This is a genomic window from Solwaraspora sp. WMMD406 (genome assembly GCF_029626025.1).
GTDB lineage: Bacteria > Actinomycetota > Actinomycetes > Mycobacteriales > Micromonosporaceae > Micromonospora_E.
Window position 1 is genome coordinate 6109369 of the sequence record NZ_JARUBF010000001.1, and the last position, 19830, is coordinate 6129198.

Genomic DNA, 19830 nt, shown 5'->3' on the forward strand with positions numbered 1-19830 from the left:
CGGCGCCGCCTGGTCCGGTGCGCTGGTGCGCCCTGGTTCGGCACGGGCTGGTCCCTTCGACGCCGCGACCGGCGGGCTGGTCCCGTCAGACGCCGCTCAGCAGGGCACGGGTGGTGTCCCAGCCTTCGACCGCCGGGTCGAGGGTCGACAGGTCGGCCGGTCCGCGGATCCGCCGCCAGGCGGGGGTGAGTGCGACCGCGCCCCGGCGGGGGGCCGCCGACTGGACCGTGTGCGCGTCGGCCTCCAGGTCCAGCGCCGGGAGCCATTCGGGTGCCGGCAGCCGGGCGGCGACGCCCAACAGGCCCGTACCGGGTGGGCCGGCCGGTGCCACCGCCAGCGGCCGGGTGGTCAACGGCCGCAGCAGTTTGCCCACCAGCAGTCCGGGCAGGTCCGGGGCGTCGGCGGCCAGCACAGCGGCCTGGTCGAAGCCCTCGGCGTGGGCGGCGTCGAGCGCGGCGTTGACCGAGAGCTCCGGCAGCTGGTAGATCGGCATGCCCGGCCAGGCGACCGACCGGCCCAGCGGCAGGTCCGGTGCGATCCCGGCGAGCGCCGGTTCGATCTGGTTGAGGGTGGCCAGCAGGTCGACCAGGTCCTCGGCGAGCGCGGCCCGCCAGGTCGGCAGCGGGGTGCCGGGTGGTGCCCAGTCGACCGGGTTGAGCAGGATCACCACCGCACGTCGCATCCGCCCGACTCTAGTGCAGCGGCGTGCTGCTCCGTCAGTCGGCGAGGACGAATCCGGTGGCCGCCGCGACCCCTTCCAGATAGCCTCGGGCCCGCTCGGCCTTGGGGTAGCGGCCGACGAGTTCCCAGAACCGGGCGTTGTGGCTCGGCACGATCAGGTGCGCCAACTCGTGCAGCAGTACGTAGTCGATCACCCAGTCCGGCATCTCCTGCATGCGGTGCGAGATCCGGATCGTCCGGTCGGCCGGCGTGCACGACCCCCAGCGACTGTTCTGGTTGGTGACCCACCGTACGCTGGCCGGCACCGCGACCCGGCCGTGTTCCGGCAGGTAGCGGTCGATCAGGCGCTTGGCCCGGCCGACGAGCTCGCTGTCGGAGCGGCGGAGGCGTTCCTCGCGGGCGGCCAGCCGGGCGAGCATCCGGTCGACCCACTCGCTCTCCTCGGCCCGGGAGAACTGGTCCGGGATGAGGATGACGACCCGCTCGCCCTCGCGATAGGCGGACACCGTCCGGCGTCGGCGCTGGCTGCGCCGCACCTCGACGACTGGCTTGCGCGCCCCGGCCATTAGTGGCCCGCGCAGCCCCGGGTTTCGCTCACGATGGCACGCTAATGCGTACTGACCAGGGGAACGCAAGAGGCAACACCGGACAGCCCGCCCGAATCGCCCTTTTTGGGGCCTGATGTCGGGAAAAAAATCACCGCTCAGCCGCGATCCACCGCGCCCGAGTCGTCCTCGATCACCGTAGGCGATCACGAAGAACTTTTCATCTTCGATCCACCCCGAGGGGCGACCTGGGGATCTTCTACCGGCGTGTCACTGCGAATCTGACTTATCCGACGTATTCCGGCATGCACACTCTCGACGTCGACTTACTCACAGTGTCGACGAATTGTTGACATGGAACCGCCCAGTCCTGGGTAGGGTCCGCGGACCGGCGGTCAACAAGTGGCCGCGGAGAAAATCCCAGCGCGCGGCGCGACGGCGACCGCGACGCCGGTGCGCGCCGGGACGAAACCGCCCGGCGCGGGAGACGAGGAGGGCACCGTGGCCGACCAGGCCCAGACCTACAACGGTTACTGCGTGAAGTGCAAGGAGAAGCGGGATTTCGAGGGCACCGTCGAGGTGTCGAAGACCGGCATGAACATGGCCAAGGGCAAGTGCCCAGTCTGCGGCACAACAGTGAACCGGATCTTGGGCAAGGCCAAGGTCTGACCCCGACGACGCGGGAAGGGGCGGCTCCGGCCGCCCCTTCCCGCGTCCGGGAAGGCGCCCGGCCGACGCACACCTCGCCACGCCCGGCCGACGCACACCTCGCCACGCTCGGTCATGTCCTGGGCCCGACAGAGTTACCCGCCGGTTGTGGATAACTCACCGAGTTCTGTGGATAACCCAGCGGAGACGGCATCGTAGCTGTGGATAACGAGCCAAACACGGTTTCGATACGGTGACAGTCTGTCACTCATGACTAGGAATCCGCTGCTCCGGCCCACTCTCCTGCCCGGCGTACCTCGGCTCTGGCGAGACCCGCACACGCTCCAGCTCGGTGCCGACCCGGCGCACGCCGTACTGCTGGAAGTCGCCGATCCGGCGATCACGCGACTGCTCGACCTGCTCGACGGCAGCCGCCCCCGCCGCGCGGTCCTCGACCAGGCCGCCCGGCTCGGCGTCCCCCAAGGCCAGGCCGAGCAACTGCTCGACACCTTGCAGGACAGCGGACTGATCGTCGGTGCGCACACCCTGCTCCCGGCCAACCTTCCGGAACCGGCCCGGCTACGGCTGAGCACCGAGGCCGCCGCGCTGGCCCTGCGCGGCCGGGAGACCGGCGCCACCCCGGCCCAGATCCTGCGCCGACGCGCCGCCGCCCGGATCGTGCTGACCGGCCGGGGTCGACTCGCCCGACCGCTCGCCGTGACCGTCGCCGAGGCCGGCGTCGGCCATGTCGGCCTCGCCATGGACGACCCGCCGGTCGACCGGGCCGCGATCGCCCAGGCGGTCGCCGTGGCCGCGCCCGGGACGGCGACCGGACCGGTACGGCGAGGTCAGGCGACCCTGGTCGTCCTCCTCGGCGCGGACCGACCGGCCAATCTGATCGCGGCGAGCTACGCCCAGCACCGACAGGCTCACATCATGATCGACATCCGGGGCCGGACACCGGTCGTCGGACCCCTCGTACCGGCCAACGGCACGCCCTGCCTCAACTGTCTCGACCTGCACAGACGTGACCGCGACCCCGGTTGGCCACAGCTTGCCGCCCAACTGTCGACGATCGGCCCGGCGGTCACCTGCGACGCGGCCACCCTGTTGGCGGCGGCGAGCATCGCGGCAGCCGAGATCCTCACCTTCGTCGACGGCGGGAGCCCGGAGACGATCGGATCGGCGGTCGAGGTGCGCGCACCGGCCCAGCTGCGTCGGCGGGCCTGGTCGGCCCATCCCGACTGCCGCTGCCGCCGAAGGCGAAACCCGCAGCGTGGTATGAGCCACCCTCAGGGAGGGGTCACCGTACGCGATCGTCGGTAACAATGGCCGAGTGACCGATATCCCGCGCTGGGCCGTGTCCAGGACCGCCAAGCTCGCCGCGTTGCCACTCGGCTTCGCCGGCCGTACCGTCCTGGGCCTGGGTAAGCGGGTCACCGGACTCGCTTCCGACGTCATCTCCACCGAGATCCAGGAACGCACCGCCGAGCAGCTGTTCAGCGTGCTCGGCCAGCTCAAGGGCGGTGCGATGAAGGCCGGGCAGGCGCTGTCGGTGTTCGAGGCGGCCCTGCCGGACGAGCTGGCCGCCCCGTACCGGCAGGCGTTGACCAAGCTGCAGGAGGCGGCACCGCCGCTGCCCGCCGGCAGCGTGCACAAGGTGCTCGCCGACCAGCTCGGGGAGCGGTGGCGGGACACGTTCGTCGAGTTCGACGACCATCCGGCCGCCGCCGCCAGCATCGGACAGGTGCACAAGGCGGTCTGGCGGGACGAGTCCGGCGCGGGCCGCGACGTCGCCGTCAAGGTGCAGTATCCCGGTGCCGGCGAGGCGCTGCTGGCCGATCTCAAGCAACTGGCCCGGCTCAGCACGATGTTCCGGGCGATCCAGCCCGGCCTGGACATCAAGCCGCTCCTCGCCGAGCTGCGGGACCGGCTCGCCGAGGAGCTCGACTACGAACTGGAGGCGCGGTCACAGCGGGCCTTCGCCACGGCGTACGCAGACGACGAGCAGATCCGGGTGCCGGCGGTGCTGGCCTCGGCGCCCCGGGTGCTGGTCACCGAATGGCTCGACGGCGTCCCCCTTTCCAAGATCATCAACGATGGTACGGCTGACGACCGGAACCGGGCCGGCGAGCTGATGGCCGTCCTGCACTTCTCCGCGCCGGCCCGCGCCGGGCTGCTGCACGCCGACCCGCATCCGGGCAACTTCCGGCTGCTCCCCGACGGCCGCCTCGGGGTGGTCGACTTCGGGGCGGTGGCCCGGCTGCCCGACGGGCACCCCGAGCCGATCGGCCGGCTGGTCCGGCTGGCCTTGGCGGGCGACGCCGACGCGGTCGTCACCGGGCTCCGTGACGAGGGCTTCATCAAGCCGGACGATCCGATCGACGCGCCGGCGGTGCTCGACTTCCTGCTGCCGATGCTGGAGCCGTTGGCGGTGGAGGAGTTCCAGTTCAGCCGCAAGTGGCTGCGCGACGAGGCGACCCGGCTGGCCAGCCCGAAATCCCCGGCCTACCAGCTGAGCCGCCAGCTCAACCTGCCGCCGTCGTACCTGCTGATCCATCGGGTCACCCTCGGCTCGATCGGGGTACTGAGCCAGCTGGAGGCCCGGGCCCCGTACCGGCGGATCGTGCAACGCTGGCTGCCCGGGTTCGTCCCGGCCGGCTGACCGCCGGGTCGATCCGGCCGGGGCTGGCCGCGACCTCGTCCCGTACCACCGCCGTTGCACAGCGACGGCGACAGCGGCGCGGGCCGCAGGGGCGATGTCTGCCCCTGCGGCCCGCGCCGCTGTCAGTAGCTGGATGGTCGAAGGGATGGATGGTCAGGTGAACGCTGACGGTCCGGCGGGTGGCCGGGATCCGTCGGTCAGCGCCCGCCCAGCTCACGGGCCCAGCGCTGCCGGGCCTGCATCGCGATGGTACGGGCGGATCGGGTTGCCTCAGTACGCGTGTCGCCGGCCTGAGGCGATTGCATTCGGACCCGGGACAACGCTTCGTGCAGTAAGTTCATGGCGATTTCTCCGGTAGTGACGGTCTGTGTGGTGATGGTGGTGGTCAGCGCCGGTACCTGACCGGCGATCGTCGTGGTCGTACGCATGTCAGGCCGCCAACCGGACGGCCCGGCGGGTGCCGGCGACGCCGTCGGCCGCCAACCGCGCCTCGACCTCGCCCTGCAGGGCGGCGTCGCGCGCGAGGTCCTCCTTACGGGGGCGGCCACGCGGCCGCTTGCGCGGCACCACCGCGCCCCGCTCGAAGATCTCGCCGCCCCAGACGCCCCAGGGCTCGGCCCGCTCGACCGCGCCGGCCAGGCACTCCACCCGCAGTGGACAGTCCACGCAGAGCGACTTGGCCAGCTCCAACTCCGTCGGGGAGTCGGAGAACCACAGGTCAGGGTCGAACTTCCGACACGGTAGGTCTGCCACAACCTCCGACTGGCCCGTCGCGGCCGGCCGGCAACCCGGCTTCCAGACGCGCTCGAGTGTGGCCAACGCCAGACTCATAGCCCGGTCACCTCTTTCTTTCGCTTCGATCTTGTGGATCGCTTCCGACTTGTTCGTACCTGTGCGGGCGCAAAAACTAAGGCCGCGGATCCCGGTTGCGGGTTCCGCGGCCTCGAGGTGAGCCGGTTGGTCTGTTGGTCAGACCGGCCTTCCTCGAGGTGGAACACCGCGGGCAGCATCCAGGAACGGCTTCTTGACCGTCGGGATCATCGTGCGGAGGCTGCCCTCAGAGCTGTTGCCGGCGCTGGCCGCCACCACGGCCATGCCACGCCGCCGCTGCTGCCATGCCGAGGTCACCGGAGCCTGCCCAGCCGGCGCCGACGACGGGACAGACACGTCTGCCCGCAGTGCGGCGAAGGTGGGCCGGAGCTGGTGAGTCGGCGCGACCTGGACCTGGTGCGCCCCGGTCGACCCGGCCTGGACCCGAACCTGGTGGGTCCCGGTGGTCGGCTCGGCTGGAACCTGGTGCGCCTCGGTCGGCTGGCCGGCGGACACGACGGTGGTCGGCGCGACGGTGACCCGATAGCCACCGACCGTCGGAGCGCAGGCAGCACGCAGCGTCGACAGCTCTGGAATCGTGTAGATCTCCATCGTCGACACCTCCTGCCTGAACTCGTCGTGACTCGTCACTAACAACCGTTTCACCCCAGTCGAGCAGCGAGAACGCCCACTGCCCGCGAGGTGTGACCTGAGGCTAAGCCCCGTCGCCGGACGCTGGCAAACCATTTTCCGGGTCGGATTCCGAACTTTTTTTCCAGTCAAGATCATCTACTGCCGTGCCGTCCACCAACGCGCACACGTCCCGGCCGTAAAGGCCCAGCTTGCGCGGGCCGATCCCGGCGATCGCGAGCAGCTCGGCGTCGGTCCGTGGCCGCCGTTCGGCGATCGCCACCAGAGTGGCGTCGGTGAAGACCACGTACGCCGGCACCCGCTGATCCCCGGCCAGCCGACCCCGCCAGGTCCGAAGCCGGTCGAACAGCTCCTCGTCCAGATCCGACGGGCAGGTGGCGCACCGGCCGAGCTTGCGGTCGACCCCGGCGAGCAACGTCGTCCCGCAGACCCGACACGAGATCGGCTGTCCCCGGCGACGCTGCGCCGCACCACTCGCTGGATCGGTGCCCCCCCTGCCGGTGCCCCCCCTGCCGGTGCCACCGGCTCGTCCCGCCGCGCCGTCGGAACGGTCCAGCTGAGGCAGGAAACGGCAGGGACGACGGTTACGACCGCCCGGCGAACGAGCGGTGCCGTAGGACAACCAGAGCCACTGCCGGGCCCGGGTCACCCCGACGTAGAGCAGCCGACGTTCCTCCTCCAGCTGCTCGGCGCTGCGCGCGTACGGCGTCGGCAACGTGCCGTCGGCGAGGCCGACCAGGAACACCGCGTCCCACTCCAGCCCCTTGGCCGAGTGCAGCGACGCCAGGGTCACCCCGGACACCGTCGGGACGTGTTGCGCCGCCGCCCGACGCTGCAACTCGGCGCAGAAATCCGCCAACGACACCGCCCGCTCGCTGACCGCTGCCTCGCCGACCGGCACCAGCAGCGGCTCGGCACCGAACTCCTCGGCCAGTTGCACCAGCGCGGCCAGCGCCTCCCAACGTTCCCGGACCGCGCCACCGGCCGGTGGCTGGCCGGGAGCCCAACCCACCGCGCCCAGCCCGGCCACCACCGCCTCGACCAGCGGGGTCTCCCCCGGCGTCGAACGGACTGCGGCCCGCAACGCCACCATCGCCTGACGAATCTCGGCCCGTTCGAAGAACCGCTCCGCCCCCTGCACCACGTACGGCACCTCGGCTTCGGCCAACGCCTTCTCGTACGCCTCGGACTGCGCGTTGGTGCGGAACAGCACCGCGATCTCCTGGGCGGGCGTGCCGGCGGCGATCAGCTCGGCGCACCGGGCCGCGACCGCCGTCGCCTCGGCCGGCTCGTCGGTGAAGATCCGGACCTCCGGCTCCGGACCAGCCGGACGTTGTCCGACCAGTTCCAGACGCAACCGCGCCTCGGCCCCCCGGGCCTGCCGGATCACCGCGTTGGCCAAGCCGACCACCTGCGGAGTCGAACGGTAGTCGCGGACCAGCCGGACCACCACCGAGTCGCGGTGCCGGTGCGGAAAATCGACCAGGTAGGCCGAGGTGGCCCCGGTGAACGAATAGATCGTCTGGCTGGCGTCGCCGACCACGGTCAGGTCGTCGCGGCCACCCAGCCAGGCGTCGAGCAGGCGCTGCTGCAGCGGGTTGACGTCCTGGTACTCGTCGACCACGAAGTGCCGGTACTGGGCGCGGACCTGCTCGGCGACGTCGGGGTGGTCTTCGATGCCCCAGATCGCCGCCCGGAGCACGTCCTCGAAATCGATCACCCCGTTGGCCCGCTTGACCTGCTCGTACGCGGCGAACACCTCGGCGACCCTGGCCGGCTCGTGCGGTGTCTCCCGCATCGCCTTCGCCGCCGCCACCGCGTACTCACCCGGCTCGACCAGCGACGACTTGGCCCACTCGATCTCGCCGGCGAGGTCGCGGGCGGCGGCCCGATCGGTCCGTACGCCGAGCCGACCGGCGGCAAGGGTGACCAGTCTGATCTTGCTGTCGAGCAGCTCGGGCATCTCCCGACCGCCGAGCAGTCGGGGCGCGAAGTAGCGGACCTGGCGCAACGCGGCGGCGTGGAACGTGCGGGCCTGGACCCCCGCCACGCCGAGTTCGCCGAGCCGGGCGCGCAACTGCGCGGCCGCCCGCGCGGTGAAGGTGACCGCCAGGACGTGCCGGGCGACGATCTGGCCCGACAGGACCCGGTAGGCGATCCGACTGGTGATCGCCCGGGTCTTCCCGGTACCGGCACCGGCCAGGACGCAGACCGGCACCGCGGCCGCGGTGACCGCCGTACGCTGCTCCGGGTCGAGCCCAGCGAGCACCCGGGCGATCTCGGTACGCGCTGGGCCTGAGTCCTGGTCTGAGCCTGAGACTGAGCTGATGTCCGCCGCCACAGCTAGGAATCATCGCAGCCGTGCCGGACGTTGCACCGGCTAGCCCGGCGGCGACGACCGGGCCGTCCGCCGTACCGGCACCGGCGCGACGGAGCACCCACCCGCACCGCCAGGTGCCCGAGTTCCTGGGAGGACCCAGACGATGTTGACCATGTATTCGACCACGTGGTGCGGTTACTGCCACCGGCTCAAGTCCCAGTTCGATCGGGAGCAGATTCCGTACGAGGTGATCGACATCGAACGGGACGAGAACGCGGCGGCCTATGTGATGGAGGTCAACGGCGGCAACCAGACGGTCCCGACAGTACGATTTCCGGACGGTTCGGCATTGACCAACCCGAATATTGCTCAAGTTCGTCAGCGTCTCGCCAGCATCGCCGGTAACTGAGTCGCACTCACGGTCCGTCGCGCCGCCACGCGAGGTCGCATTTGGGCAAACACGCCCGGTGCGGGGGCCCCACTGACACGAGATCGGGGCCATACTGTTTCGGGCCGCGACACACGTCGCCGCTTCCATGGCGGATGCCGACGGATCGGGGGGAGTACCGGTGCAGCCCGAGCAGCCCATACCGAGTCCGACTATGCGCCGTCGCCGCCTCGGCAGTGAGCTGAGGCGGCTACGGGAAAACGCCGGGCTCACCGGCGAGCAGGTGATCGAGCGAGTCAACTGGGCCTCGGCGTCCAAGCTCTCCCGACTGGAGAACGGACGGAGTCGCCCGGGCGTCGGTGACGTGATGGACCTACTCGATCTGTACGGCGTCAGCGACGAGGTCCGCGACGAACTGGTCGGCATCGCCCGGGACGCCGGAAACACCCGGGCATTCCTGCGCTCGTACGCGGTGATGACCAGCCGGCAGCGGGCCTACGCCGAACTTGAGGCCGGTGCCACCGAAATCCACGAGTACGGCTCGGTGATCATTCCAGGACTTCTGCAGACCCCCGACTACGCCAAGATCCGAATCCTGTCGGCGCTACCGCTGTTCGACCCCACCAACGACAAACGGGTACCCGACGATCCCGACACAGAGGTGGCCGCCCGCACGTCGCGCCAGTCCATGCTGATGCGCAGCAACGGGGTCCCCCGCTACACCGCCGTGCTGGAGGAAACCGCACTCGGGCTACGGTGCGGGCCGCCCGACGTGATGGTCGCCCAGCTCATGCACCTGCGCTCGATGGCCCAGTTGCCGAACGTCACCCTGCGGGTGTTGCCGCAGACGGCGACCATCGCCTCCTGGTACCTGCCGGAGACCGCGTTCTCGATCTACTCGTTCGCCGATCCGGAGGATCCGAGCGCCGTGGCGGTAGAGACGCTGGCCGCCGACATGACCGTGAACGAGGGTCCGGTCCTGGACCGCTACCGGCAGGTCTTCGACTGGATGTGCCAGGCCGCCCGCGACCCCGAGGAGTCGATCGAGTGGCTCACCGAGGCGATCACCCGACACCAGGCGGCCGGCGCCACCGAATTGAGCACGCTCCCCGCACCGGACACCGCCTCCCCCGGCGGACCCCACGCGGACACCACCCCCGCCGTAGCCACCACACCACCCACCACCCCTGCCCCACTGTCCCCGCCCGCCACCGCGAGCGGGGCAGGCCCCGGCCGACCGGCCGGGCCGCCCATCCAGCGTGGACCGCACGACGCGACCACGCAGCGGGCCGAGCAGGTGACACCGGACTGACCGCACGTCGTCCAGCCCGGTCCGCCTTACCAGCAAGGAGCAGGAATGAACCCAGCAGATCAGCGCAGCGTGCGCACCGCTGGCGGGAACTCGCCCGCTTGGCGTAAGAGCAGCCGCAGCCAGAGCACCAACTGTGTCGAGGTCGGACCACTGGCTGGCGACCGGGCGCCGGTGCTGATGCGGGACAGCAAGAACCGTACCGGACCGGTCCTGTCGTTCGAGCGGACCAACTGGCGCGACTTCATCGACAGCGCGAAGGACGGGGAGTTCGACCTGAGCTGACCGTACGCCATGGGTCTGATTCATCCGCACCGGATCGTTCCGGTGCGGATGAATCGGGGCGGGAGACCACGTCCGACGCCACGCGTCGTCCCGGAGTCCACGCGCCGCCCGGAGTGTCCGGAGTCCACGCGCCGCCCGGTGTTCCGCAATCCACCGAACGGACATCTTGTTTCACCCGTTCGGCACGTTTAGCCCATCGCGATCCGGGGTTCTCTCGTGCCGGAGACATCCGGTGGAATTTCCAAGCAAGCACATTCCGACTGTGGGAACCCGCCGGCCGTCGATCATCGGTCACGGTTCCCCGGAGTCGCACATGCGATATCTGATCGTCCGCACGGAAGTCCGCGCGGTGGCCCATGACGAGCTCACCGAGGCCATCGCCAGCGGTCGACGGATCCGCGACGAATGGACCGCCCCCGAGCCTCGCCGGCAGACCGCCTGCGCCGAGAACCGCGAAGCCGCGATGAGTCTCGCGCGCGGTCCTCGGTCGGCTCGGTCCGCTCCGGCCGACAACGAGTCAAGGTGGTCCAGGTGCCGGATCCGCACGCGACAGACGTCGACCAACTGTCGGCACCGGCATCGACAACCGACCAGTCCTCGGCATCGGCATCGGTCCGCTGACCGGTGACGGACGACCGTCGCGGCTCGGCCAGCCCCGCCGTACCACCCAGGTGGCCGGCAGCGACGGGCCAGGACCTTGGCCCGTGGGCATCGCGGCAACGGCGCCCACGGGCCAGGGTTGGGCCGGCAGCCGGCTCAACCCGGCGGTCACCCACGATCGGCGACCCAGTGACCGATCAGGAAAGCCGCGATCGACGCGGGTGGCGCCAGCCGCACCGTGAACCCGTCACCCGAGTCCACCTGGTCACCGGCCAGCACCGCGCGCACCTCGGCCCGGCTGAACCAGCGAGCCCGGATGATCTCCTCCGGGTCGATCCGAACTGACTGATCCGGATCGACCCGCCCGAGGTAGCCGAGCATCAGCGTGCCCGGGAACGGCCAGGACTGGCTGCCGAGATAGGACAGCTCCGACAAGGTCATCCCGACCTCTTCCCGGACCTCCCGGGCCACCGTCGCCTCAGCCGACTCGCCCGGCTCGACGAACCCGGCCAGGCAGGAGTAGAGCCGTCCCCGCCCGTCACCGCGCCGGGCATGATGGTTGGCGAGCAGGCAGCGCCCCTGCGGGCCGGGCACGCCGTCGTGCGGCAGCACGATCACCGCCGGGTCGGTGCGCGGCCAGATGCGGACTTCGTCCGGGTCCGTCCGCGACCATCCGCCATCGCTCGGTCGGGTCGGCGACCCGGTGCCCGGCGCGTACGGATGTCGGGCATGCCAGCCGAGCAGCGCCGCCGCCGCGGTGAACAGCCCGGCGTCCCGGTCGTCGAGCTGGTGCCCGACCTCCCGCACCGTGGCCGGACGGGCCCCGGGCACCACCGGCAACGGCGCGTCCACCGCGAAGATTGGCGTTTCGTCCCGATCGACGCCGAGGAAGACCCGATCGTCCACCGCCGACGGCATCGGGTCGACCAGCACCAGCGCGACCGCCGCCGGGGAATCGGCCCGTTCGACGTCGTGGACCAGCGCCCGGCCACCAGCGGCCGTGTCCAGCACCAGCACCCGCGACCGGGTCCACGCCCGCTCCAGCCACCCCGGCTCGGTACGCCGATGCGCCGCCCGGTCCAGCGCGCTACGCGCCAACGGCGGCTGGTCGACGCCAGCCACGGCATCGCCCGACGGACCGCTACCGCTCACGCCGCGTCGCCGCTACGGCCACCACCGCTACGGTCGCCACCGGTACGGTCGCCACCAGGCGGCTCGACCGGGGTCACCGCCGCGACCGCGTCGGCGATCCGCGACACGTCACCCAGGATCACCCCGAGCGCCTGGGACGGTGCCAGGTAGCGGGCAGCGGCGGCGGCGACCTCCTCCCGGGTGACCGACGCCAACCGGGCGGCGTGTTCGGCCAGATGGTCGACGGGCAGCCCGAACCCGGCGTAGGTGCTGATCATTCCGGCCAGCCCGGCCTGCGTCGACATGCCGATCTGCAGGGTGCCGAGCGCGTACTGACGGGCCTGCTCCAGCTCGGCGGCCTCGGGCGGTACGACGGCGAGACGGCCCAACTCGTAGAAGGTCTCCAGCAGAGCCGGGGCGGTCACCTCGGTGGCGACGTCGGCAGCGAGCAGCAGCACCGATCCGGCGACCGAATGCTCCACCATCGAATGCGGTCCGTAGCTGTACCCCTTGTCCTCCCGGATGTTCTCCACCCACCGGGACGAGAAGTAGCCACCGAAGATCATGTTCGCCAGCTGCAGCGCCGCGTGATCGGGATGGTCCCGACTCACGCCCGGCAACGCGATCCGTAGCGACGACTGGACCGACCCCGGCCGGTCGACCAACGCGAGCGGAGCCGGCCGGGGGTCCGGCGCCGGTGGCAGGACGAGCTGCCGACCAGTCGGACGCCAGCCGCTGAGCGCCTGTTCGGCGGCGTCCAGAGCCCGGTTGGGGGCGATGTCGCCGACGAGCACGAGGTTCGCTCCGGCCGGATGCAACCGGTCGGTGTGCAACGCGCGCAGCGCCGCCGGCCGGACCGCTCGGATCTGGTCGACCTCGGGCATCTGCACCGCGTACGGATGCCGGCCGTAAATCCGGCGGACCAGCGCCGCGCGCGCCACGTGGGCGGGCTGGCTCAGCGCCACCTGGATCCGGTCGGCCAGCCGGTCGCGCTCGATGGCCACCTCGCCGGCCGGGTACGTCGCCCCGGTGAGCACCTCGTTGAGCAGTTCCAGGATCCGGGGCAGGCCGGAGACCAGCGCGGCGCCGGCGACCAGCAACCGGTCCGGGTCCAGGCCGGCGGACAGACCGCCGCCGACCGCCTGCAGCTCGGCCGCCAGTTCGCCGTTGGTCCGGTTGGCGGTGCCCCCGAACAAGGTCTGCGACAGCACCGTGGCCCGGCCCAGCGGGGCCCGGCCGAACGGAACCCACAGCCGGATCTCGACCAGCGGCACCGAAGGCCGCCGGACAGCGATCACCCGCAGGCCGTTGTCGAGCGTACGCCGCGCCACCTTGGGCAGCGGCGGAGTGCGGTTGGGCCCGAGCGGGGGCAGCGGCCGGCGGGGCCGGGCCGGGCCGGGCCGGGTGCTCCCACCGTCCGTGACGGTCGCGCTGGTCACTGGGTGCCTCCCGGAACGACTTCAAGCGCCGCGCGGCGCTGCGGGCGCAGGCTCGCGGCAGCCTCCCGTACCTGTGTCTCGGTGACCGAACCCAGCAGGCGGGGCAGCTGGTTGACCAGTTCCGGATTGCCGCGTTGCTGTTCGAGCACCGCCATCCGCAGCCCCCGACCGAGCACCGAGTCGGCGTCGCGCAACAGGTGGGTCGCCATCCGGGCCTGCACCCGGGCGAGTTCGCCTCGGCCGAAGCCGCCCGTCGCCAGCCGGTCCAGCTCCTCGTCGACCGCGACCAGGACCTTGTCGGCGTCGCCCCCGGGCGGCAGGTGGGCCTGCAGCACCAGAACCGACGGATCCCGTACATCGAACGGCTCGCCCTCGAAGCTGAGGTAGCCACCGAGGCTGGTCACCGTCCGGTCCCGCCGGACCAGCCGCTCCACCAGCCGGGCCGCGTCCCCGTCGGTGAGCACCTCGGCGAGCACGACGTACGGCAGATAGGCGTCCAGGTCCGCGATCGGGTCGGGGACCCGCCACGCGGCGGCGACGGCCGGCAGCGGGGCGAGCGGATCGGTGTGGACCTGCCGGCGTTCGGCGGTCAGCTCGGGTTCGGCGAAGTCCGGGATCGGCGGAGCCGGGCGGGCCGGGACGTCGCCGAAGTGCCGCTCGACCAGTTCGGTGGCGGTCGCGACGTCCAGGTCACCGGCGATCGCCAGCACCGCATTGCCGCAGGCGTAGTAGCGGGTGAAGAACTCGGCCGCCTCGGCCACCGTCGCGCTCTCCAGGTCGACGAACGATCCGTAGCCGTCGTGCGCGTTGGGGAAGGTGTCGAACATCACCGGCGGCAGGTGCAGCCAGGGAAACCCACCGTACGGCCGGTTGAGCACGTTGACCCGAATCTCTTCCTTGACCACGTCGACCTGGTTGCGCAGATTCTCCTCGGTCAACTGCGGGGCACGCATCCGGTCTGCCTCCAGGAACAACGCCCGTTCCAGCGCGTTGCTCGGCAGCACCTGGTAGTAGTCGGTGTAGTCCAAGTGGGTGCTGCCGTTGAAGGTCCCGCCCGAGCCCTGCACGTGACGGAAGTGCGCCAGCTTCTCCAGGTTCTCCGACCCCTGGAACATCAGGTGCTCGAACAGGTGCGCGAACCCGGTGCGGCCCGGAGGCTCGGAACGGATCCCGACGTCGTAGACGACGGCGACGCCGACCACCGGAGCACTCCGGTCCGGGGCGAGCACCACCCGTAGGCCATTGGCGAGGGTGAACCGCTCCACCGGGTAGGTCGTCGCGGGAATCCGAACTGTACGCGCCACCCGCCGACCCTAACCTGTCCCGGTACGCCGGGGAACCAGCGGCCGGACGGCGGCCGATCAGTCGACCCGGACCGAGGCGTACAGGTCGTCGACGATCCAGTCGTACTGCCGGTGGGTGCCGGGAATCGACACGAACAGCACCGCGGCGGTGGTCCGACCCACGTCGATGCAGGCGACCGCGACCAACTCGTCGGTGGCCCGCAGCCCGGGCTGGCTGAAGTGCAGCCGGAACACGGTCAGCCACGCCGGCCGGCCGTCGAGGACGGTCCGCTCGTCACGGATCGGATCCATCCGATTGGGCTGCGGATAGTACTCGGCACGCACATCGGCGGCGACCTGCCGGCCGACGCACTCCAGATCGAGGGAGAGCGCGTCGTTGTCGGCCGCCGGCACCGCCGCCGACAGAATGGACGCGTGGTAGTCGCTGAACCCGTTGTAGGCGGGCTCGGTGACGAAGTGCTGCCCGACCCGGTACGGCACCTGCAGCGAACCGGCGTTCCACTCGGCCCGCCACGGCTGCCACGGCTCGCCGTAGGCGGCGTAGGAGATGCCAGCCTCCGGGTCGACAGTCCGTGGATCAGACGGGTCAGACGGGTCAGACGGGTCGGACGGGTCGGACGGGTCGGACGGCGCCGCTCGCGGTGGGACCGCCGGCGACGGGCTCTGCGGTTGCTCCCCCGGCGCTCCACTGGGCCCGGGACAGAGTTGCGCCAGCGGCGGCCGGACGTCGGCCGGCGGGGCCGGGGCGCGAAACGGGTCGGCGTTGCCGGTGAGCACCAACGCCAGCACCACGATCAGGCCGGTGGCCAGCAGCCCGCCGGCCACACCGCCGAACCACCACAACCGGCGTACGTCCTGCCGGCGCCGGTCCTCACCAGCGGAGCCGGCCCGGCCACCACCGCCCGGCCCACCCGGCCCGCCCGGCCCACCCGGCCCGCCCGGCCCGGTCGGCCCGCCCGGCCCGGGGGCCGGAACACCAGTCAGCGGTGACCCGGTCGGCGGCGGACCCAGTCGGGTCACCGCGCCGGCGGACCAGTCACCGGCGGCACCGGACGGGTGCCGTGCGGGCGGCGGCGTGGCAGGCATCTTCCCTAGTGAATCACCCATGGCCGAAGAATCGGCAGCGCCCCGGCTCAGCGTGGGCGCGGCGCGCTGAGATCGGTGGCCTGCTGCGTCCGTTGCGGGGCGTGCAGTTCCACCACGGGCGCCTGATCGGTCGACGACGAACCGCCGTACCAGGGGGTGATCACGGACACCAACGCGATCAGCACACCCACCAGCGCGAATCCGACGACCAGTAGGACTTCACGTACCGCACCGATGTCGGCGGCCATCTCGCCCAGACCTCCCTGCCAAGGCAGTTCCCGGAGCCCCGTACTCCCCTGCCCCCGACAGGATCCCGGCAGACCCCGCATCCCGCAGTCGCCCATCAGACCGAAAGCGTGGGAAACCCGCTGTTTCGACCGGCCGGACGACGGTGCGACTCCGCCATCCGGGTCGATCGCTCAGCGACACTGGCGGATCTTGCCGCCGCCACGACCAGACTGATCGGCGGCGCGAACGAGTCGACCCACGTCGACCCGGGTAGGAGAGCCACACCAGGTGACGGCGAACTCGTCAGTCGACGACCCCGTCCACAGACGTGACCCCCGAGGAGGTGTCCGTGACCGACCAACTGGCGGAAATCACCGCCTGGCCGGTTCCCCAGCTCGACGACGGTTATCCGAGGATCGCCGACCATGGCCTGATCGGAGACGGGCAGACCGCCGCCCTGGTCGGGCTGGACGGCACCGTACGGTGGCTGTGTCTGCCCCGTTTCGACGGCCCGGCGCTGTTCGCGGCGCTGCTCGACAGCGAACGCGGCGGATCGTGGTCCGTCCGACCGGCCGGTCTGCGGGCGGTACGGCAGGAGTACCTGCCCGACACCGCCGTGCTGCGGACCGAACTGCACACCGCGACCGGCCGGCTGGAGCTGCGAGACGCGCTGGTGGTCGACGGAGCGCGGCGCCCCGACGGCCCGCCCGAACTCGGCAGCGCGGACGGTGAGCTGGCCAGACTGGTCACCGTGCTCGACGGCGACGTCGACCTGGAGATCGCCGTCAGCGGACGGGGCGGCATCACGGCCTCCGCGTCGGCCGAGGAGATCCGCATCAGCTTCCCGGCCGGCGCGGGACCAGCCAGCGCGGGACCAGCCAGCGCGGGACCAGCCAGCGCGGGACCAGCCGCCGGAGCCGCGACCGACAGCCCGTCGACGTTGCGCCTCACCACGACCAGACCCGTGCCCGGACTGGACCGGCTCACCGGCCGGATCCGGCTCAGCGCCGGACAGCGGCTCGGTCTGGTGCTGCGCTGGGGCGAGGGCCCCACCCGCCAGCGCAGCGCCGACCAGGTCGCCGCCGCGCTCGACCGGACCGCCGCGGCCTGGCGCTCCTGGAGCCAGGAGATCACTTACACCGGACCGTACGCCGAACTGGTCCGCCGCAGCGCGATCACCCTGAAGCTCTGCGACCACCACGCCAGCGGCGCGGTCGTCGCCGCCCCGACATCGTCGCTGCCGGAGGCGATCGGCGGCGAACGCAACTGGGATTACCGCTTCACCTGGGTACGCGACGCGGCGTACACCGTCTACGCGCTCCGCCGGGTCGGGATGACCACCGAAGCCGACGCGTTCCTGTCCTGGGTCCTCGACGCGTGCACCCGCGACGGCCGACCGCACGTCCTCTACACCCTGGACGGCACCCGGCCTGCGGCCGAACGGCTCGATCACGAGCTCGCCGGCTACCGGGGGTCACGCCCGGTACGGTGGGGCAACGCCGCCGCCGACCAGATCCAACACGACGTGTACGGGGAGATCCTCGACTGTGCCTGGCAGTGGGCCCGGGTCGGAGGGAAGGTCGACGACCGACGCTGGGCGAACCTGACCCAACTGGGCGACCTCGCGGTGGAACACTGGCGGACCCCCGATCACGGCATCTGGGAGATCCGGCACGAAGGGCGACCGTTCACCTACTCGGTGGCGATGTGTCAGGTCGCGACCGATCGGATGGCCCGGCTGGCCACCGCCACCGGCCGCCGCGACCAGGCCGAGCGGTGGCAGCGGGCCGCCGCCGACATCCGTACCACCCTGCTGACCGAGGCGTGGGACGCCGGCGCCGGCCACTTCACCGAGCATCTCGGGCAGCCGGGCACGGTCGACGCCAGCCTGCTGGCGCTGCCGCTGCGCCGGATCGTCGACGCCGCCGACCCTCGGATGGTCGCCACCGTCGACGCCGTGCAGCGCCGCCTCGGTGCCGGCGGCGACCTGCTCTACCGCTACCTGCCGGACGAGTCACCCGACGGCCTGGCCGGCGACGAAGGCGCGTTCCTGCTCTGCTCGTTCTGGTGGGTGGACAACCTGGCCGGCAGCGGTCAACTCGACCGGGCGTACGAACTGTTCGACCAGCTCTGCGGCCGGGTCAACCACGTCGGGCTGCTCCCCGAGCAGATCGACCCCGGCACCGGCGACTTCCTGGGAAACTTCCCGCAGGCGTTCAGCCACATCGGGTTGATCAGCAGCGCGGTCAACCTGGCCCGGTACGGAAGGAAACGGCCTTGACGGCGAACGTGATCGTGCTCGGTGCCACCGGCGACCTGACCACCCGGTACCTGCTACCCGGGCTGGCGCAGCTGCGTGAGCTCGGCCGGCCGGCCGGCGGGCTGCGGGTGATCGGCGTGGCCCGCGACGATCTCGACGACGACGGCTTCCGGCAGCGGGTCGGCGCCGCCCTGGACCGGCACGCGGCGGAGGTCGCTCCCGAGGCGCGGGCGGCGATCGCCGAGAACACCCGCTACATCGGCGGCGACGTGACCGACCCTGCGGTGCTGACCGCCGCGCTGGCCGCCGCCCGTACCGGCGGACTGGCCAGCACCGGCGGACTGGCCAGCACCGGCGGACTCGCCAGCACCGGCGACGACCCGGTGGTGGTCTACCTGGCCCTGCCGCACGGACTGTTCGAGCCGGTGGTCGTGGCGCTCGGTCGCTGCGAGCTGCCGCCCGGCGTACGGGTGGTGGTGGAGAAACCCTTCGGTGAGGACCTGGCCAGCGCCCGCCGGCTCAACGCCGTGCTACACCGGGTGCTCGCCGACGACCGGGTGTTCCGGGTCGACCACTTCCTGGCCAAGCAGACGGTGCTGAACCTGCTGGGGCTGCGCTTCGCCAACCGGGTGTTGGAGCCGTTGTGGAGCAACACCCATATCACCGGAGTCGACATCGTCTTCGACGAGACGGTCGACGCCCAGAGCCGGTCCAGCTACTACGACCACGCCGGGGCGCTGCGCGACATGGTGCAGAACCATCTGCTGCAGCTGCTGACCCTGGTGGCGATGGAGCCGCCACTGACCGTCGACCCGGCCGATCTGGCGGTCCGCAAGCTCGACGTGTTGCGGGCCGTACGCCCGATCACCGCCGACGACGTCGACCGGTGTACGGTCCGTGGCCGCTACACCGCCGGTACGGTGCACGGCCGCGCCGGCGAACGTCAGGTGGCCGCCTACGTGGACGCGCCCGGCGTCGACCCGCGGCGGGGCATCGAGACGTACGCCGAGCTGATCCTGCACATCGACAACTGGCGCTGGTCCGGGGTGCCGTTCCGGTTGCGGACCGGCAAGGCGCTGGACCGGGACCGGCGGGAGATCGTGGTCCGGTTCGCCGACGTGCCGCACGCCGCGTTCGCCGGCCGCGACAGCCAGTGCAACGAGCTGCGGCTGCAGCTCGATCCGGACCGGATGTCGTTGCGACTCAACGTCAACGGGATGGGCAATCCGTTCGATCTGGAGCCGGTCGAGCTGGTCACCGAGCTGGCCCGGCAGGCGCCGAGTCCGTACGGGCAGCTGCTGCTGGCGATCATCGACGGTGACACCCGGCTGTCCGCCCAGGCCCAGGAGGCGGAGGAAAGCTGGCGGATCATCGAACCGGTGCTGCGGGCCTGGGCGGCCGGGCACTCGCCGTTGCGTGACTACCCGGCCGGCAGCACCGGCCCGGAGCGCTGAGCGAGCCGCTGACCGGCCCGGCTTCG

At 71.5% G+C, this 19830-nt stretch carries 19 protein-coding genes and 1 pseudogene; 9 read left to right on the forward strand and 11 right to left on the reverse strand.

All coding sequences use genetic code 11. The annotated features are described in order from the left end of the window. Nucleotides 1-85: 85 nt before the first annotated feature. Nucleotides 86-682, reverse strand: a complete 597-nt coding sequence (locus tag O7632_RS27140) for a hypothetical protein (RefSeq protein ID WP_278118374.1) — start codon at nt 680-682, stop codon at nt 86-88. A 34-nt stretch (nt 683-716) separates the two neighbouring features. Continuing rightward, nucleotides 717-1247 (reverse strand): M48 family metallopeptidase, encoded by a 531-nt coding sequence (locus O7632_RS27145; protein ID WP_278118375.1) that lies wholly within the window; start codon nt 1245-1247, stop codon nt 717-719. Between the two features lie 480 nt (nt 1248-1727). On the opposite strand from O7632_RS27145, the gene O7632_RS27150 reads away from it, so the two are divergent. The 3 genes from O7632_RS27150 to O7632_RS27160 all read left to right on the forward strand — a co-directional run bounded on the left by O7632_RS27150 (nt 1728) and on the right by O7632_RS27160 (nt 4539). Further along, nucleotides 1728-1895 carry a DUF5679 domain-containing protein gene (locus tag O7632_RS27150; RefSeq protein ID WP_233606684.1) on the forward strand — a complete coding sequence of 56 codons (168 nt, stop codon included), beginning with the start codon at nt 1728-1730 and terminating at the stop codon, nt 1893-1895. Nucleotides 1896-2144: 249 nt separating this feature from the next. After that, nucleotides 2145-3200 carry a hypothetical protein gene (locus O7632_RS27155; RefSeq protein WP_278118376.1) on the forward strand — a complete coding sequence of 352 codons (1056 nt, stop codon included), beginning with the start codon at nt 2145-2147 and terminating at the stop codon, nt 3198-3200. A 10-nt stretch (nt 3201-3210) separates the two neighbouring features. Further along, the gene (locus O7632_RS27160) at nt 3211-4539 is read left to right on the forward strand and encodes an AarF/ABC1/UbiB kinase family protein (RefSeq protein WP_278118377.1); all 1329 of its coding nucleotides are present in this window, start codon (nt 3211-3213) and stop codon (nt 4537-4539) included. 197 nt (nt 4540-4736) lie between these two features. Here the strand turns inward: O7632_RS27160 and O7632_RS27165 are convergent, their stop codons facing one another. The 4 genes from O7632_RS27165 to O7632_RS27180 form a co-directional block, all read right to left on the reverse strand. Further along, nucleotides 4737-4967, reverse strand: coding sequence for a hypothetical protein (locus O7632_RS27165; RefSeq protein ID WP_278118378.1), 231 nt, complete (start codon nt 4965-4967; stop codon nt 4737-4739). 1 nt (nt 4968) lies between these two features. Further along, the gene (locus O7632_RS27170; RefSeq protein ID WP_278120429.1) at nt 4969-5358 is read right to left on the reverse strand and encodes a WhiB family transcriptional regulator; all 390 of its coding nucleotides are present in this window, start codon (nt 5356-5358) and stop codon (nt 4969-4971) included. A gap of 150 nt (nt 5359-5508) precedes the next feature. Further along, entirely contained in the window at nt 5509-5961 is a 453-nt protein-coding gene (locus O7632_RS27175; protein ID WP_278118379.1) for a hypothetical protein, read from the reverse strand. 103 nt (nt 5962-6064) lie between these two features. Beyond that, nucleotides 6065-8278, reverse strand: coding sequence for an ATP-dependent DNA helicase UvrD2 (locus O7632_RS27180; protein WP_278120432.1), 2214 nt, complete (start codon nt 8276-8278; stop codon nt 6065-6067). A gap of 205 nt (nt 8279-8483) precedes the next feature. Here O7632_RS27180 and O7632_RS27185 point away from each other — a divergent pair, with 205 nt between their 5' ends. The 4 genes and pseudogenes from O7632_RS27185 (at nt 8484) to O7632_RS27200 (ending at nt 10923) form a co-directional block, all read left to right on the forward strand. Beyond that, on the forward strand, nt 8484-8729 hold the full coding sequence (locus O7632_RS27185) for a mycoredoxin (RefSeq protein WP_278118380.1): 246 nt from the start codon (nt 8484-8486) through the stop codon (nt 8727-8729). A 193-nt stretch (nt 8730-8922) separates the two neighbouring features. Beyond that, on the forward strand, nt 8923-10020 hold the full coding sequence (locus tag O7632_RS27190; protein WP_278118381.1) for a helix-turn-helix transcriptional regulator: 1098 nt from the start codon (nt 8923-8925) through the stop codon (nt 10018-10020). Between the two features lie 45 nt (nt 10021-10065). Next, a complete protein-coding gene (locus O7632_RS27195; RefSeq protein ID WP_278118383.1) occupies nt 10066-10302 on the forward strand; it encodes a DUF397 domain-containing protein in 237 nt (78 codons plus the stop codon). A 313-nt stretch (nt 10303-10615) separates the two neighbouring features. Then, nucleotides 10616-10923, forward strand: a pseudogene (locus O7632_RS27200) (hypothetical protein). A gap of 147 nt (nt 10924-11070) precedes the next feature. On the opposite strand, the gene nudC reads toward O7632_RS27200, so the two are convergent. The 5 genes from nudC to O7632_RS27225 are packed head-to-tail and all read right to left on the reverse strand — an operon-like array spanning nt 11071 to nt 16110. Next, nucleotides 11071-12024 carry an NAD(+) diphosphatase gene (gene nudC, locus O7632_RS27205; protein WP_278118385.1) on the reverse strand — a complete coding sequence of 318 codons (954 nt, stop codon included), beginning with the start codon at nt 12022-12024 and terminating at the stop codon, nt 11071-11073. Nucleotides 12025-12050: 26 nt separating this feature from the next. Beyond that, nucleotides 12051-13472 (reverse strand): pitrilysin family protein, encoded by a 1422-nt coding sequence (locus tag O7632_RS27210; protein ID WP_278118386.1) that lies wholly within the window; start codon nt 13470-13472, stop codon nt 12051-12053. Further along, nucleotides 13469-14776, reverse strand: a complete 1308-nt coding sequence (locus tag O7632_RS27215) for a pitrilysin family protein (protein ID WP_278118388.1) — start codon at nt 14774-14776, stop codon at nt 13469-13471. Before O7632_RS27215 ends, O7632_RS27210 begins: the two co-directional genes overlap by 4 nt. A 57-nt stretch (nt 14777-14833) precedes the next feature. Then, nucleotides 14834-15883, reverse strand: coding sequence for a hypothetical protein (locus O7632_RS27220; RefSeq protein WP_278118390.1), 1050 nt, complete (start codon nt 15881-15883; stop codon nt 14834-14836). 26 nt (nt 15884-15909) lie between these two features. Further along, a complete protein-coding gene (locus tag O7632_RS27225) occupies nt 15910-16110 on the reverse strand; it encodes a hypothetical protein (RefSeq protein ID WP_278118391.1) in 201 nt (66 codons plus the stop codon). 329 nt (nt 16111-16439) lie between these two features. On the opposite strand from O7632_RS27225, the gene O7632_RS27230 reads away from it, so the two are divergent. Beyond that, nucleotides 16440-18371, forward strand: a complete 1932-nt coding sequence (locus O7632_RS27230) for a glycoside hydrolase family 15 protein (RefSeq protein ID WP_278118393.1) — start codon at nt 16440-16442, stop codon at nt 18369-18371. Next, nucleotides 18368-19804: a glucose-6-phosphate dehydrogenase gene (locus O7632_RS27235; RefSeq protein WP_278118395.1), complete on the forward strand. Its 1437-nt coding sequence runs from the start codon at nt 18368-18370 to the stop codon at nt 19802-19804. Before O7632_RS27230 ends, O7632_RS27235 begins: the two co-directional genes overlap by 4 nt. The last annotated feature ends 26 nt before the right edge of the window (nt 19805-19830 follow it).

Bases quoted from the DNA above. Each gene is read 5' to 3' on its own strand.
- O7632_RS27140 (WP_278118374.1), bottom strand. From the start codon at position 682: ATGCGACGTGCGGTGGTGATCCTGCTCAACCCGGTCGACTGGGCACCA.
- O7632_RS27145 (WP_278118375.1), bottom strand. From the start codon at position 1,247: ATGGCCGGGGCGCGCAAGCCAGTCGTCGAGGTGCGGCGCAGCCAGCGC.
- O7632_RS27155 (WP_278118376.1), top strand. From the start codon at position 2,145: ATGACTAGGAATCCGCTGCTCCGGCCCACTCTCCTGCCCGGCGTACCT.
- O7632_RS27165 (WP_278118378.1), bottom strand. From the start codon at position 4,967: ATGCGTACGACCACGACGATCGCCGGTCAGGTACCGGCGCTGACCACC.
- O7632_RS27175 (WP_278118379.1), bottom strand. From the start codon at position 5,961: ATGGAGATCTACACGATTCCAGAGCTGTCGACGCTGCGTGCTGCCTGC.
- O7632_RS27185 (WP_278118380.1), top strand. From the start codon at position 8,484: ATGTTGACCATGTATTCGACCACGTGGTGCGGTTACTGCCACCGGCTC.
- O7632_RS27190 (WP_278118381.1), top strand. From the start codon at position 8,923: ATGCGCCGTCGCCGCCTCGGCAGTGAGCTGAGGCGGCTACGGGAAAAC.
- O7632_RS27195 (WP_278118383.1), top strand. From the start codon at position 10,066: ATGAACCCAGCAGATCAGCGCAGCGTGCGCACCGCTGGCGGGAACTCG.
- O7632_RS27220 (WP_278118390.1), bottom strand. From the start codon at position 15,883: ATGGGTGATTCACTAGGGAAGATGCCTGCCACGCCGCCGCCCGCACGG.
- O7632_RS27225 (WP_278118391.1), bottom strand. From the start codon at position 16,110: ATGGCCGCCGACATCGGTGCGGTACGTGAAGTCCTACTGGTCGTCGGA.